The sequence below is a fragment of the Pseudomonas mosselii genome, from assembly GCF_019823065.1.
Taxonomy (GTDB): Bacteria; Pseudomonadota; Gammaproteobacteria; order Pseudomonadales; family Pseudomonadaceae; genus Aquipseudomonas; species Aquipseudomonas mosselii.
Genome location: NZ_CP081966.1, coordinates 5,221,431 through 5,234,110, shown reverse-complemented (window position 1 = coordinate 5,234,110; position 12,680 = coordinate 5,221,431). Strand labels below are relative to the sequence as shown.

At 64.1% G+C, this 12,680-nt stretch carries 11 protein-coding genes; 2 read left to right on the top strand and 9 right to left on the bottom strand.

Going from position 1 to position 12,680, the window contains the following annotated elements:
- The first annotated feature begins 322 nt into the window (after positions 1-322).
- Positions 323-1,906: a peptide chain release factor 3 gene (locus K5H97_RS24340; RefSeq protein ID WP_028689614.1), complete on the top strand. Its 1,584-nt coding sequence runs from the start codon at positions 323-325 to the stop codon at positions 1,904-1,906.
- 88 nt (positions 1,907-1,994) lie between these two features.
- Here the strand turns inward: K5H97_RS24340 and K5H97_RS24335 are convergent, their stop codons facing one another.
- From K5H97_RS24335 to K5H97_RS24320, 4 genes are all read right to left on the bottom strand, one after another.
- Positions 1,995-3,074: a polyamine ABC transporter substrate-binding protein gene (locus tag K5H97_RS24335; protein WP_028689615.1), complete on the bottom strand. Its 1,080-nt coding sequence runs from the start codon at positions 3,072-3,074 to the stop codon at positions 1,995-1,997.
- A gap of 52 nt (positions 3,075-3,126) precedes the next feature.
- Positions 3,127-3,468, bottom strand: coding sequence for a cupin domain-containing protein (locus tag K5H97_RS24330; protein WP_028689616.1), 342 nt, complete (start codon positions 3,466-3,468; stop codon positions 3,127-3,129).
- A 33-nt stretch (positions 3,469-3,501) separates the two neighbouring features.
- Positions 3,502-4,908, bottom strand: a complete 1,407-nt coding sequence (locus tag K5H97_RS24325) for an NAD(P)/FAD-dependent oxidoreductase (RefSeq protein WP_028689617.1) — start codon at positions 4,906-4,908, stop codon at positions 3,502-3,504.
- Positions 4,909-4,973: 65 nt separating this feature from the next.
- Positions 4,974-5,783, bottom strand: a complete 810-nt coding sequence (locus tag K5H97_RS24320; protein WP_028689618.1) for an AraC family transcriptional regulator — start codon at positions 5,781-5,783, stop codon at positions 4,974-4,976.
- A gap of 228 nt (positions 5,784-6,011) precedes the next feature.
- Between K5H97_RS24320 and K5H97_RS24315 the strand changes: the two genes are divergently transcribed.
- Complete coding sequence (locus K5H97_RS24315) at positions 6,012-6,923, top strand: hypothetical protein (RefSeq protein ID WP_028689619.1); 912 nt, start codon at positions 6,012-6,014, stop codon at positions 6,921-6,923.
- Between the two features lie 145 nt (positions 6,924-7,068).
- Here the strand turns inward: K5H97_RS24315 and K5H97_RS24310 are convergent, their stop codons facing one another.
- The 5 genes from K5H97_RS24310 to K5H97_RS24290 form a co-directional block, all read right to left on the bottom strand.
- On the bottom strand, positions 7,069-8,037 hold the full coding sequence (locus K5H97_RS24310) for a peptide ABC transporter ATP-binding protein (protein ID WP_028689620.1): 969 nt from the start codon (positions 8,035-8,037) through the stop codon (positions 7,069-7,071).
- The gene (locus tag K5H97_RS24305; RefSeq protein ID WP_028689621.1) at positions 8,037-9,005 is read right to left on the bottom strand and encodes an ABC transporter ATP-binding protein; all 969 of its coding nucleotides are present in this window, start codon (positions 9,003-9,005) and stop codon (positions 8,037-8,039) included. Before K5H97_RS24305 ends, K5H97_RS24310 begins: the two co-directional genes overlap by 1 nt.
- 10 nt (positions 9,006-9,015) lie before the next feature.
- Positions 9,016-9,942: an ABC transporter permease subunit gene (locus tag K5H97_RS24300; RefSeq protein ID WP_028689622.1), complete on the bottom strand. Its 927-nt coding sequence runs from the start codon at positions 9,940-9,942 to the stop codon at positions 9,016-9,018.
- Between the two features lie 10 nt (positions 9,943-9,952).
- Positions 9,953-10,963, bottom strand: a complete 1,011-nt coding sequence (locus tag K5H97_RS24295; RefSeq protein ID WP_028689623.1) for an ABC transporter permease subunit — start codon at positions 10,961-10,963, stop codon at positions 9,953-9,955.
- Between the two features lie 76 nt (positions 10,964-11,039).
- Complete coding sequence (locus K5H97_RS24290; RefSeq protein ID WP_028689624.1) at positions 11,040-12,635, bottom strand: ABC transporter substrate-binding protein; 1,596 nt, start codon at positions 12,633-12,635, stop codon at positions 11,040-11,042.
- Positions 12,636-12,680 lie beyond the last annotated feature (45 nt).

Sequence of the window (12,680 nt, the reverse complement as noted above, 5' to 3'; positions counted from 1 at the left end):
GGGAGTGGACGTCTCCGTGGAGGGAAAGGTTCCCATCTTGGGCGGCATTTGGCCAGTGTTAATAACTGGTTGCTTGTAAACATGACGAGAAAAAACGGCGTATTTAAGTGCTGAAGGCGTTGAAGTAACTGTCCTGTGGCCATTTGTCGTGATAAAGCGATTGTCCGGTAGATTGGTTGTGCTTGTTCCGGTCCTTTCGCGGGCAAGCCCGGTCCCACGCGTGCCCGTTCGGGGGGCGCCTTTCGTATCTTCGGTTTTGGCCCGCGCCCCGACTTCAGGTATGATATCGCCCCTTTTTGAATCCCCAGTCAGGCGATTTCCCATGACCAACCAGGCCGCCGAAGTCGCGAAGCGCCGCACTTTCGCAATCATTTCCCACCCCGACGCCGGTAAGACCACCATCACCGAGAAGCTCCTGCTGATGGGCAAGGCGATCTCCGTCGCGGGTACCGTGAAGTCGCGCAAGTCCGACCGCCACGCCACCTCCGACTGGATGGAAATGGAGAAGCAGCGCGGCATCTCCATCACCACCTCGGTGATGCAGTTCCCTTACCGCGAGCACATGATCAACCTGCTCGACACCCCCGGCCACGAGGACTTCTCGGAAGATACCTACCGCACCCTGACCGCGGTGGACTCGGCGCTCATGGTGCTCGACGGTGGTAAGGGTGTAGAGCCGCGTACCATCGCCCTGATGGACGTCTGCCGCCTGCGCGACACGCCGATCGTCAGCTTCATCAACAAACTCGACCGTGACATCCGTGACCCGATTGAACTGCTCGACGAGATCGAGGCAGTCCTGAAGATCAAGGCCGCGCCAATTACCTGGCCGATCGGTTGCTACCGCGACTTCAAGGGTGTGTACCACCTCACCGGCGACTACATCGTCGTCTACACCCCGGGCCACGGCCACGAGCGCACCGAAGCCAAGATCATCCAGAACCTGGACTCCGACGAGGCCCGCGCGCACCTCGGTGACCAGTACGATTCGTTCGTCGAGCAACTGGAACTGGTGCAGGGTGCCTGCCACGAGTTCAACCAGGACGAGTTCATCAACGGCCAGCTGACCCCGGTGTTCTTCGGTACCGCCCTGGGCAACTTCGGTGTCGACCATGTGCTCGACGCGGTCGTCGACTGGGCGCCACGCCCGCTGGGCCGGGTGGCCCACGAGCGTACCGTTGAGCCCGTGGAAGAGAAGTTCACCGGTTTCGTGTTCAAGATCCAGGCGAACATGGACCCGAAACACCGCGACCGCATCGCGTTCATGCGTATCTGCTCGGGCAAGTACGAGAAGGGCATGAAGATGCGCCATGTGCGGATCAACAAGGACCTGCGCATCGGCGATGCGCTGACCTTCTTCTCCTCCGAGCGCGAGCAGCTGGAAGAGGCCTATGCCGGCGACATCATCGGCCTGCACAATCACGGCACCATCCAGATCGGCGACACCTTCACCGAAGGCGAGGCCCTGGGCTTCACCGGTATCCCGCACTTCGCCCCGGAGCTGTTCCGCCGCGTGCGCCTAAAGGACCCGCTGAAATCCAAGCAGCTGCGCCAGGGCCTGCAGCAGCTGGCCGAAGAGGGCGCGACGCAGGTGTTCTTCCCCGAACGCAGCAACGACATCATCCTTGGCGCGGTCGGTGTGCTGCAGTTCGACGTGGTCGCCAGCCGTCTGAAGGAGGAGTACAAGGTCGAGTGCGCCTACGAGCCGATCACCGTCTGGTCGGCGCGCTGGATCAGCTGCGACGACAAGAAGAAGCTCGAGGAATTTCAGAACAAGGCCATGGAGAACCTGGCCATCGACGGCGGCGGTCACCTGACCTACCTAGCCCCGACCCGGGTCAACCTGTCGCTGATGGAAGAGCGCTGGCCGGACATCAAGTTCCGCGCTACTCGCGAGCATCACTGATCGTACAGGCCTTCATCTGATCCTGTAGCAGCGGCCTTGCCGACGCCTCGGCAAGGCCGTTCCTACAGGGGCTGCGTAATACCCGCAATCAATTCCCTGCTTTTATGCTGGTCCAGATCCGCGTCCTGATCCGGTCGATCTTCGCCGGCATCGCCTCCAGGGCATACAGCTTGCCCATCACATCCGCGCTCGGGTAGATCATCGTGTTGCCCTTCATCGCCGGGTCCACCAGCCCGTCGGCCTGCTGGTTGCCATTGGCGTATTGCACGAAGTTGCTGATGTTCGCCATCACTTCCGGCTGCAACAGATAGTTCATGTAGGCGTACCCGGCTTTCTCGTTGGGCGCATCGGCCGGCATGGCGACCATGTCGAACCACATAGGCGCGCCTTCCTTCGGAATCGAGTAGCCCACCTTCACCCCGTTCTTCGCCTCCTCGGCGCGGTTCTTTGCCTGCAGCACGTCACCCGAGAAGCCCACCACCAGGCACACATCGCCATTGGCCAGGTCGCCGGTGTACTTCGAGGAGTGGAAGTAGCTGATGTACGGGCGCACTGTCATCAGCAACGCCTTGGCCTTGTCGTAGTCCGCCGGGTTCTGGCTGTGGTGCGGCAGGCCCAGGTAGTGCAGGGCGATCGGCAGCAGCTCGGGGCCATTGTCCAGTACGGCCACGCCGCAGCGCTTGAGCTTGGAGAGGTACTCGGGCTTGAAGAACAGGTCCCACGAGTCGATGGGCGCGTTTTCGCCGAGCACCGCCTTGACCTTGTCGATGTTGTAGCCGATGCCGGTGCTGCCCCACAGGTAGGGGAAGCCGTACTGGTTGCCCGGGTCGTTCACCTCCAGCGCCTTGAGCAGCACCGGGTTGAGGTTCTTCCAGTTCGGCAGCTGCGACTTGTCGAGTTTTTTCAGGGCCTTGCCCTGGATCTGCCGGGCCATGAAGTGGTTGGACGGGAACACCACGTCGTAGCCGGAGTTGCCGGTCATCAGCTTGCCGTCGAGTGTCTCGTTGCTGTCGAACACATCGTAGGTGGGCACGATGCCGGTGGTTTGCTGGAAGCTCTTCAGGGTGTCCGGGGCGATGTAGCTCGACCAGTTGTAGATCTTCACCGAGTCGGCGGCGCCGGCAACGCTTGCGGCCAGCATCAGGGGAGCGATAAGGAGCGTGCGCATGTCGGGGTTACCTTGCTTTGTCTGTTGTTATCGAAGGCAGGCGATCAGCGGATCAGAAAATCAGTACGTAGGTCTTGCGCACGGTCTCCTGGATATCCCAGGTGCCGACGCTGTTGGCCGGTAGCATCAGGGCGTCTCCGGCTTCTATGACTAGCGGCTCGCCGCCATCTGGGGTGAAGGTGCAGCGGCCCTTGATGAAGTGGCAGAACTCCTGTTGCACGATCTGCCGCCGCCAGCGCCCCGGGGTGCACTCCCATATCCCGGTCTCGACGCCGTCATTGCGTTCGATGCAGGTGACCGAGGTGACCGCAACCGGCTCGCCGAGGGGCACGGCAACCGGGGTGGCGCTGTCCAGGATAACGCTGTCGGTGTGCTTGAACTGGGTGATGCTCATGACCGGTGGATCCTGTGTGGTGATGAAGGGAAGTCAGTGCATGAAACCTTCCATGAAGTCGGCCAACCCGCTGGCCAGGCGCCGCCGCCAGGGGGCACTGGCCGGGTTGGCGAGGGTCCGGTCCTCGTGGACGAAACTCTGGATGATCGCGTTGTAGCCCAGCCAGCGGCAGGGCTCAGGTGGCCAGCTGGCCAGGCTCGCCAGCGGGCGGTTGTCATGCACCCAGGGCTGGGCGGTGAGCGCGTTGTGCTGGCCGAGGATCAGGGCCGCCAGGGTGCGTCCGCCCAGGTTGGTGGCGCCGACGCCTTCGCCGCCGTAGCCGCCGGACAGGGCGATGCCGCGCTGGCGATCGCACAGCATGTGCGGGCGGAAGCGCCGGGCCATGCCCAGGTTGCCGCCCCAGGAATGGGTGATGCGCACATGCTTGAGCTGCGGGAACAGCTCGCCGAACAGGTAGCGGCGTAGCTCGATCTCGTTGTCGGTGAGGGTGAAGTTCTCGCGCAGGCGACCGCCGAAGCGGTAGCCGCCGCGGGCACCGAACACCAGGCGGTTGTCGGCGCTGCGCTGGCCGTAGGTGACCTGGCGGCTGTTTTCGCTGAAGGCCTGGCCCTGGCTCAGGCCGATCTGTTCCCAGGTCGACTCGGGCAACGGCTCGGTGGCCACCAGCAGGCTCTGCACCGGCAACTGGTGCCGCCCGAGCGGGGGCAAGCTGGCGGCGTAGCCTTCGACGGCCGGCACCATCCAATGGCTGCGGATGCGTGCCAGTGGGGTGCGCACTTCGCCGGTCTGCCAGTCGATGGCCGGGGTGTTTTCGTAGATCGGCACGCCCATGGCCTCGACCGTCCGTGCCAGGCCGCGCACCAATCTGGCCGGTTGGATCGTGGCCACATGCGGGCTGTAGAGGGCGCCGTAGGGGTTGCTCACCTTCAACTGGGCATCCAGCTGTTCGGGGCGCAGCCAGCGGTAGTCGTCCTCGTTCATGCCCTGGCGGTAGAGGTCATCGAGCCAGGCGCGCAGGCTGCGTTCCTGTTCCGGGTAACGGGCGGCGCAGTACAGCACCCCGCCCTTGCGGTAGTCGCAGGCGATGCCTTCGCGCAGGAGCACATCGTGGACTTCGTCGGGAATGCCGTGCAGCAGGTCGATGCTTTCACGCCGCTGCTGCGGCGAGAGCGTGGCCAGCAGGCGATCCTCGCCCAGCAGGTTGCCCATCAGCCAGCCGCCGTTGCGTCCGGAGGCGCCGAAGCCGGCGATATTGGCCTCGATCACGGCGATGTTCAACTGCGGCGCCTGGTGCTTGAGGTAGTAAGCGGTCCACAGGCCGGTGTAACCGGCGCCGATGATGCACACATCGACATCAAGGTCCTGGCGCAGGGCCGGGCGCGCGCACAGGGGCTCGTCGAGCTGGTCCATCCACAGGCTGATCGTGCGCAGGGGTTGCATCGGGTCGGGCTCCACATCCGGTCGAGGTCTGTGGGCGATCCTAGTGAAGCGCAAGGCGGGCTGTCTTACGTGCGTGCACGCAGGGAAATTTGCTTGAGGTAGGCCTTGGGCGACAGTCCCGTGTGCTCGCGAAAGCACTTGTAGAAGGCTGACAGCGAGTTGAAGCCGGCATTGAACGCCAGTTCGTCGATAGCTGTACGCGCGCTGCCAGCATCGAGGCTGGCTATCAGGTGTTGCAGGCGCGCCTGGTTGACGTAGCGGTAGAAGCTCTGACCGAGCACCTGGTTGAGCAGGTAGGAGATCTGGTTGCGGCTGTAGCCGCTTTCGTCGGCAACCTGCTGCAGGTCGAGCTCCGGGTCGAGGTAGGGACGTTGGGCCTGGAAGTAATGCTCCAGGTCCTGGGCCATGGTCGACAGCTGGCGCGGTGACAGGCCCAGGCGGCTGGTCGCCGGGCGCGGGCCGTGCGGCAGGCTGGCATTGCCGCCCTGGCGCACCAGGGTGGCGTATTCGTTGACCCGCCAGATCAGCCCGTCCCGGACCGTGATCGCTTCGCTGGACTGGAACGCCACCAATCCCTGGCCGCCCTGGACCGTGACCTGGTACTGGATGAACGCTGTGCAGCCGTCGACGCGGATGCGGTCGCTGTGGACGATGTCCTCGCCGGCTTCATGGGGCAGGCAGGCGCGCACGTAGTCGCGCAGTTCGTCGAAGCCGAGCACGCGGTTCTGGAAGAAGTCGTGGTACTGGATGTCTGGGTGGTACAGCGCCATCACCCCGTCCAGGTCGCGATGCTTCCAGCACAGGTGGTAGCGCATGACGGTGTCGGCGGTGAGCGGGGTCTGCCCAGGGCCGTCGGGGACGGTGGTGATAGACATGCCGCTGATGGTGCCTCGTCATGTCCCGGTCTGACAAGAACGCTTGCATTCAGGATTGCAGAAGGCCCTGTCTTTTTCGGCACGATCTGGCATTTTGCATGATGTTCAGCGATTTCCTACAAGCCAACTACCTGATTTATAAAGAAGTCATGTTTTGACACAAAGTGGCACAGCACCTGCACCGCCTTACCCGAGAACGGACCTCCCCTCAGATAAGGCGTCGAAATCATGATCACACCTGCCGATTACCCCACCAACGACCCCAATCGCTCCGGTGTTTCCTGGGCCGCGATCTTCGCTGGCGCAGCAGCAGCGGCCGCATTGTCCCTGATCCTGGTGATATTGGGATCAGGGTTGGGGCTGGCCGCCACCTCGCCTTGGGCCGACGAAGGCGCCAGCGCCAAGGTCCTTGGCATTTCAACCATCATCTGGCTATTGATCACCCAGATACTGGCCTCGGGTCTAGGTGGTTACATCGCCGGACGTCTTCGCGTGAAATGGGCCAACCTGCACGGCGACGAAGTGTATTTCCGCGACACTGCCCATGGCTTCCTGGCCTGGGCGGTTGCCACGCTCGTGGCCGCCCTGTTGGTGCTGGGTACTGCGGGCAACCTGCTGGGAGCCGGTGTTACTGCAGCGTCCGGGGTGGCTGGCGCCACTGCGGCTGCAGGCGTGGCTGGCAGCGATCGTCAAGGCCGGGACTCGATGGGCTACTTCGTCGATGGCTTGTTCCGCGGCCAAGGCCCGGTGGCGGTCAGTGACGACGCGGCAAATGGTGTGGCGGCGCGCATTCTGACACGCTCGCTAGTCCAGGGGGGCGCACTTTCGCCGGAGGACCGGACCTACCTGGCCCAGGTTGTCGCCCAGCGCACACGCCTGACACAACCCGAGGCTGAAGCCCGGGTCGATCAGGTCTATGCGCAGCTGCAGCAAGCCAAGCTCGAGGCCAAACAAGCTGCAGATGTTGCGACCAAGGCGGCGGCCTGGACGGCGTTGTGGACCTTCGTCGCCCTGCTTTGCGGCGCCTTCTTCGCCAGCCTGGCGGCATTGTTCGGCGGCCGGCAGCGTGACCGGGTGCAGTGGCTGCAAGGCAGTCCGGCCGACTACAACGTGCGCCACACCGCTGCACCGATCCGATAACTTGGAACAAGGAGATCTGTCATGCGCTCATTATTGCTGTGGATGCTCGGAGTACCTATTCCCGTGATCATCCTGATTGCATTGTTCATGCACTGAAAAATGAGAACGCCGCCCCGAAGGGCGGCGTTCTCATTGGGGCATCCCGCTACAGGAACTGCTCGGCATAATGGCAAGCCACCTGCCGTGTACTCACCTGCCGCAACGCCGGTACTTCCTTGGCGCAACGGTCGGTGGCATAAGGGCAACGCTTGTGGAACGCGCAACCATCCGGCGGATTCAGTGGGTTGGGCAGTTCACCGGCGATGCGGATCTTCGGCTTGAGCGGATCCGGGTGGATCGCCGGGGTCGCAGACAGCAGCGCCTGCGTGTACGGGTGCAACGGCTTCTCGTAGATATCTTCCTTCGGTCCCATCTCCGCCGGCCGCCCCAGGTACATCACCAGCACCTGGTCGGCCACATGACGTACCACCGCCAGGTTGTGGGAGATGAACACGTAGGCGGTGTTGAACTCCTTTTGCAGGTCCATGAACAGGTTCAGCACCTGGGCCTGGATCGACACGTCGAGGGCCGAGGTCGGCTCGTCGGCCACCAGCACCTTGGGCTGCAGCATCATTGCCCGGGCCAGGGCGATGCGCTGGCGCTGTCCGCCGGAGAACATGTGCGGATAACGCTGGTAGTGCTCGGGGCGCAGGCCCACCTGCTCCATCATCTTCTGCACTTTCTCGCGACGCTCGGTCTTGCTCAGCGAGGTGTTGATCAGCAGTGGCTCGGCGAGCTGGTCGCCGATCTTCTGCCGTGGGTTGAGCGAGGCGTAGGGGCTCTGGAACACCATCTGCACGTCGCGACGCAGTTGCTTGCGCTGGTCCTTGCTGGCGCCCTTGACCTCGTGGCCGGCGATTTGCAGCGAGCCGGAGGAGGGTTCCTCGATCAGGGTCAGGGCCCGGGCCAGGGTCGATTTGCCACAGCCGGACTCACCGACCACGGCCAGGGTCTTGCCGGCCTCCAGTTCGAACGACACGCCGTTGAGCGCGCGGACCAGCGCATGCCCCTTGAACATGCCGCGGGAGACTTCGTAGTGGCGGGTCAGCTCACGAGCGGAAAGAACGACGGCCATCACGCCACCTCCTGGTTCAGCGGATAGAAGCAACGCACCAGGCTGTGGGCCTGGGGATCGAGGGCCGGGCGCTGCCGGCGGCAGTTTTCCTGGACATAGGGGCAGCGCGGCGACAGCAGGCAGCCTTGCGGGCGGTCATAGCGGCCGGGGACGATGCCGGGCAGGGTGGCCAGGCGCTCGGCGCCGATGCTGTGCTCGGGGATGGCCGCCAGCAGCGCTTCGCTGTACGGGTGGGCGGGGATGTCGAACAGCTCCGGCACCTGGCCGACTTCGACGGCCTGGCCCGCGTACATCACGCATACGCGCTTGGCGGTCTCGGCGACCACCGCCAGGTCGTGGGTGATGAGAATGAGCGCCATGTTGCGCTCCTTCTGCAGGTTGACCAACAGCTCCATGATCTGCGCCTGGATGGTCACATCCAGGGCAGTGGTCGGTTCGTCGGCGATCAGCAGCTTCGGCTCGCCGGCGATGGCCATGGCGATCGCCACCCGTTGACTCATGCCGCCGGACAGCTGGTGCGGGTAGGCGTCCAGGCGGCTTTCGGCGGCCGGGATCTCGACCTTCTTCAGCAGCTCAAGGGCACGCTGGCGCGCGGCCTTGCCTTTCAGGCCGAGGTGCTGGCGCAGCACTTCCTCGATCTGGTAGCCCACGGTGTAGCTGGGGTTGAGCGCGGTCATCGGGTCCTGGAAGACCATGGCGATGTCCTTGCCCACCACTTTGCGGCGCTGGCGGCCGCTGAGCTTGAGCATGTCGATGCCGTCGAAGTTGAGCACGTCGGCGGTGATGCGCCCAGGGGCGTCGATCAGGCCCATCAGGGCCATCATGGTGACGGACTTGCCGGAGCCGGACTCGCCAACGATGGCGAGGATCTCGCCGGCGTCCACGCTCAGTTCGAGGCCATCCACCACGGGCACGGCATTGGCGTCGCCGAAGCGCACGTTCAGGTTGTTGATCTGCAACAGTGACATGGCGTTCTCCTCAGGCGGCGTTCTTGAGTTTCGGGTCCAGCGCATCGCGCAGGCCGTCGCCCATCAGGTTGATTGCCAGCACACTGAGCAAGATGGTCAGGCCGGGCAGGCTCACCACCCACCAGGCGCGCTCGATGTAGTCGCGGGCCGAGGCCAGCATGGTGCCCCACTCGGGGGTCGGCGGCTGGACGCCGAGGCCGAGGAAGCCCAGGGCGGCGGCATCCAGAATGGCCGAGGAGAAGCTCAGCGTTGCCTGGACGATCAGCGGCGCCATGCAGTTGGGCAGCACGGTGACGAACATCAGGCGTGGCAGGCCGGCGCCGGCCAGGCGCGCGGCGGTGACGTAGTCGCGGTTCAGCTCGCCCATCACCGCGGCGCGGGTCAGGCGCACGTAGGAGGGCAGCGAGACGATGGCGATGGCGATCACCGTGTTGATCAAGCCTGGGCCGAGGATGGCGACGATGGCCACGGCCAGCAGCAGCGATGGCAGGGCCAGCATCACGTCCATCAGGCGCATGATCGAGGGGCCGAGGATCTGCGGGAAGAAGCCGGCCAGCAGGCCAAGCAGGATGCCCGGGATCAGCGACATCACCACCGATGACAGGCCGATCAGCAGCGACAGGCGGGCGCCCTGGATCAGGCGCGAGAGCAGGTCGCGGCCCAGTTCGTCGGTGCCGAGGATGAACTGCCAGGTGCCGCCTTCGAGCCACACCGGTGGGGTGAGCAGGAAGTCGCGGTACTGCTCGCTGGGGTTGTGCGGCGCGACCCAGGGGGCAAACAGGGCGCAGAACACCACCAGGGTCATGAAGGCCAGGCCGGCCACCGCGCCCTTGTTGCGCGAGAAGGCCTGCCAGAACTCTTTGTATGGCGAGGGGTAGAGCAAGCTTTGGTCGACCACGCTGGGCGGGGTGACGGATTTTGGAATCGGGCTGGTCATGGCGGAGTCCTCAGCGCTGATGACGGATGCGTGGGTTGGCCAGGCCGTAGAGGATGTCCACGACGAAGTTGACCAGGATCACCAGGCAGGCGATCAACAGGATGCCGTTCTGGACCACGGGGTAGTCACGGGCACCGATGGCCTCGATCAGCCATTTGCCGATGCCCGGCCAGGAGAAGATGGTTTCGGTGAGCACGGCGCCCGCGAGCAGCGTGCCGACCTGCAGGCCGAACACGGTCAGCACCGGGATCAGCGCGTTGCGCAGGCCGTGGATGAACACCACGCGCGACGGCGAAAGGCCCTTGGCGCGGGCGGTACGGATGTAGTCCTCGCGCAGCACCTCGAGCATCGACGAACGGGTCATGCGGGCGATCACCGCCAGCGGGATGGTGCCCAGCACGATGGCCGGCAGGATCAGGTGCATCACTGCATCCTTGAACGCGCCTTCCTCGTCGCTGAGCAGCGTGTCGATGAGCATGAAGCCGGTTTTCGGTTCGATGTCGTAGAGCAGGTCGATGCGTCCGGAGACCGGCGTCCAGCCCAGGCTTACCGAGAAGAACATGATCAGGATCAGGCCCCACCAGAAGATCGGCATCGAGTAGCCGGCCAGGGAGATACCCATCACCCCGTGGTCGAACAGCGAGCCGCGCTTGAGCGCGGCGATCACCCCGGCCAGCAGGCCGATGACCCCGGCGAACAGCAGGGCGGCCATGGCCAGCTCCAGGGTTGCCGGGAATAAGGTGAGGAACTCGTTCCATACGCTTTCACGGGTGCGCAGGGATTCGCCGAGGTCGCCCTGGGCGAGCTTGCCGACATAGTCCAGATACTGGGCCGGCAGCGGTTTGTTCAGGCCCAGGCGCTCCATGGCCTGGGCGTGCATTTCAGGGTCGACCCGGCGTTCGCCCATCATCACTTCGACCGGGTCGCCGGGGATCAGGCGTATGAGCGCGAAGGTCAGCAGGGTGATACCGAAGAAGGTCGGGATCAGCAGACCCAGGCGTCGGGCAATAAAACTCAACATTGTCAGGGGTACCTCATCAGCCGGTAACGGCGCGCCGCCGGGGCCTCTTGCACAAGGTCCGGCGGCTGTTGTTGTTCTACTTCACCCGGGTGGTGGCGAAGTTGTTGTTGGTCAGTGGGTTGATCACATAGCCTTCGACGTTCGCGCGCATGGCGGTGAACATTTTCGGGTGGGCCATGCTGATCCACGGCTGGTCTTCATCGTACACCGCCAAAGCCTCGTTATAGAGCTTGGCGCGCTCGTCGTTGTCGATCACTTCGCGGGCGCGGGTGATCAGGTCCTGGAATTTCTGGTTGCACCAGCGCGCGTAGTTCTCGCCACTCTTGGCCGCATCGCAGCTGAGCATCGGCGTGAGGAAGTTGTCCGGGTCGCCGTTGTCGCCGGCCCAGCCCGCCGACACCAGGTCGGCCTCGCCCTTCTTGGCGCGACGCAGCATTTCGGCCCATTCCATCACGCGGATGTCGAGCTTGATGCCGATCTTGGCCAGGTCGGATTGAAGCATTTCGGCCGACAGACGCGGGTTGGGGTTGGTCGGGCCGCCGCCGTTGCGGGTGAACAGGGTGATCACCGTGCCTTCCGGCACGCCGGCTTCCTTGAGCAGGGCACGGGCCTTGTCGAGGTCGTGGGGCGGGTTCTTGTTGTCGGTGTTGTAGCCGATCATGGTCGGCGGGTACGGGTTGACCCCCGGTAGCGCGTTGCCCTTGCCGAACAGCTGGTCGACGTGGGTCTGGCGGTCGAAGGCCATGTTGATCGCCTTGCGCACGCGCACGTCGCTCAGGTACTTGTGCTGGGTGTTCATCGAGATGTAGCCGGTGACCAGCGCCTCGATCTCGGCAACCTTGAGTTTTGGATCGGTCTTGATCCCCGGCACGTCGTCAGGCTTGGGGTACAGGGCGATCTGGCACTCGTTGGCACGCAACTTTTGCAGGCGCACGTTACTGTCGGTGGCGATGGCGAAGATCAGCCCGTCGGCTGGCGGCTTGCCGCGGAAGTAGTCCGGGTTGGCCTTGTAGCGAACCTGGGCGTCCTTGCTGTAGCGCTGGAACACGAACGGGCCGGTGCCGATCGGCTTGCTGTTGAGATCGCCGGTCTTGCCGGCCTTGAGCAACTGGTCGCCGTACTCGGCGGAGTAGATCGAGGTGAAGGCCATGGCCAGGTCGCGCAGGAAGGGTGCTTCCGGGCGGGTCAGGGTAATCACCACGGTGTGGTCGTCGGTCTTTTCGACCGACTTGAGCAGGTCCTTGAAGGCCATGCTCTCGAAATAGGGGTAGCCGACGCTGGTCTTGTCGTGCCATGGGTGGTCTTTCTTCAACTGGCGGTTCAGGCTCCACAGCACGTCATCGGCGTTGAAGTCGCGGGTGGGGGTGAAGTAGTCGGTGGTGTGGAACTTGACGCCTTCGCGCAGGTGGAAGGTATAGACCAGCCCGTCGGGGCTGACGTCCCAGCTGGTGGCCAGGGCCGGCTGGATCTCAGTGGTGCCGGGCTTGAAGTCGACCAGGCGGTTGAAGATGGCCTCGGCCGTGGCGTCGGCGGTCACGGCGGTGGTGTACTGGACGATGTCGAAGCCTTCCGGGCTGGCTTCGGTGCACACCACCAGCGGCTTGGCCGCCAGATTCGATGCGGCGCCCAGGATGACGGCTGCCAAGGCAGCACGTAGCGGTAGCATTTTCATGGAACCTCCCTGCAGTGCTAGTTCCAGCGTAGCCGCCACGGCCCG

Excerpts from the sequence above, each read along its gene's own strand:
- K5H97_RS24290 (WP_028689624.1), bottom strand. The coding sequence starts at position 12,635 with ATGAAAATGCTACCGCTACGTGCTGCCTTGGCAGCCGTCATCCTGGGC.
- K5H97_RS24310 (WP_028689620.1), bottom strand. The coding sequence starts at position 8,037 with ATGGCCGTCGTTCTTTCCGCTCGTGAGCTGACCCGCCACTACGAAGTC.
- K5H97_RS24300 (WP_028689622.1), bottom strand. The coding sequence starts at position 9,942 with ATGACCAGCCCGATTCCAAAATCCGTCACCCCGCCCAGCGTGGTCGAC.
- K5H97_RS24335 (WP_028689615.1), bottom strand. The coding sequence starts at position 3,074 with ATGCGCACGCTCCTTATCGCTCCCCTGATGCTGGCCGCAAGCGTTGCC.
- K5H97_RS24320 (WP_028689618.1), bottom strand. The coding sequence starts at position 5,783 with ATGTCTATCACCACCGTCCCCGACGGCCCTGGGCAGACCCCGCTCACC.
- K5H97_RS24325 (WP_028689617.1), bottom strand. The coding sequence starts at position 4,908 with ATGCAACCCCTGCGCACGATCAGCCTGTGGATGGACCAGCTCGACGAG.
- K5H97_RS24295 (WP_028689623.1), bottom strand. The coding sequence starts at position 10,963 with ATGTTGAGTTTTATTGCCCGACGCCTGGGTCTGCTGATCCCGACCTTC.
- K5H97_RS24330 (WP_028689616.1), bottom strand. The coding sequence starts at position 3,468 with ATGAGCATCACCCAGTTCAAGCACACCGACAGCGTTATCCTGGACAGC.
- K5H97_RS24315 (WP_028689619.1), top strand. The coding sequence starts at position 6,012 with ATGATCACACCTGCCGATTACCCCACCAACGACCCCAATCGCTCCGGT.
- K5H97_RS24340 (WP_028689614.1), top strand. The coding sequence starts at position 323 with ATGACCAACCAGGCCGCCGAAGTCGCGAAGCGCCGCACTTTCGCAATC.
- K5H97_RS24305 (WP_028689621.1), bottom strand. The coding sequence starts at position 9,005 with ATGTCACTGTTGCAGATCAACAACCTGAACGTGCGCTTCGGCGACGCC.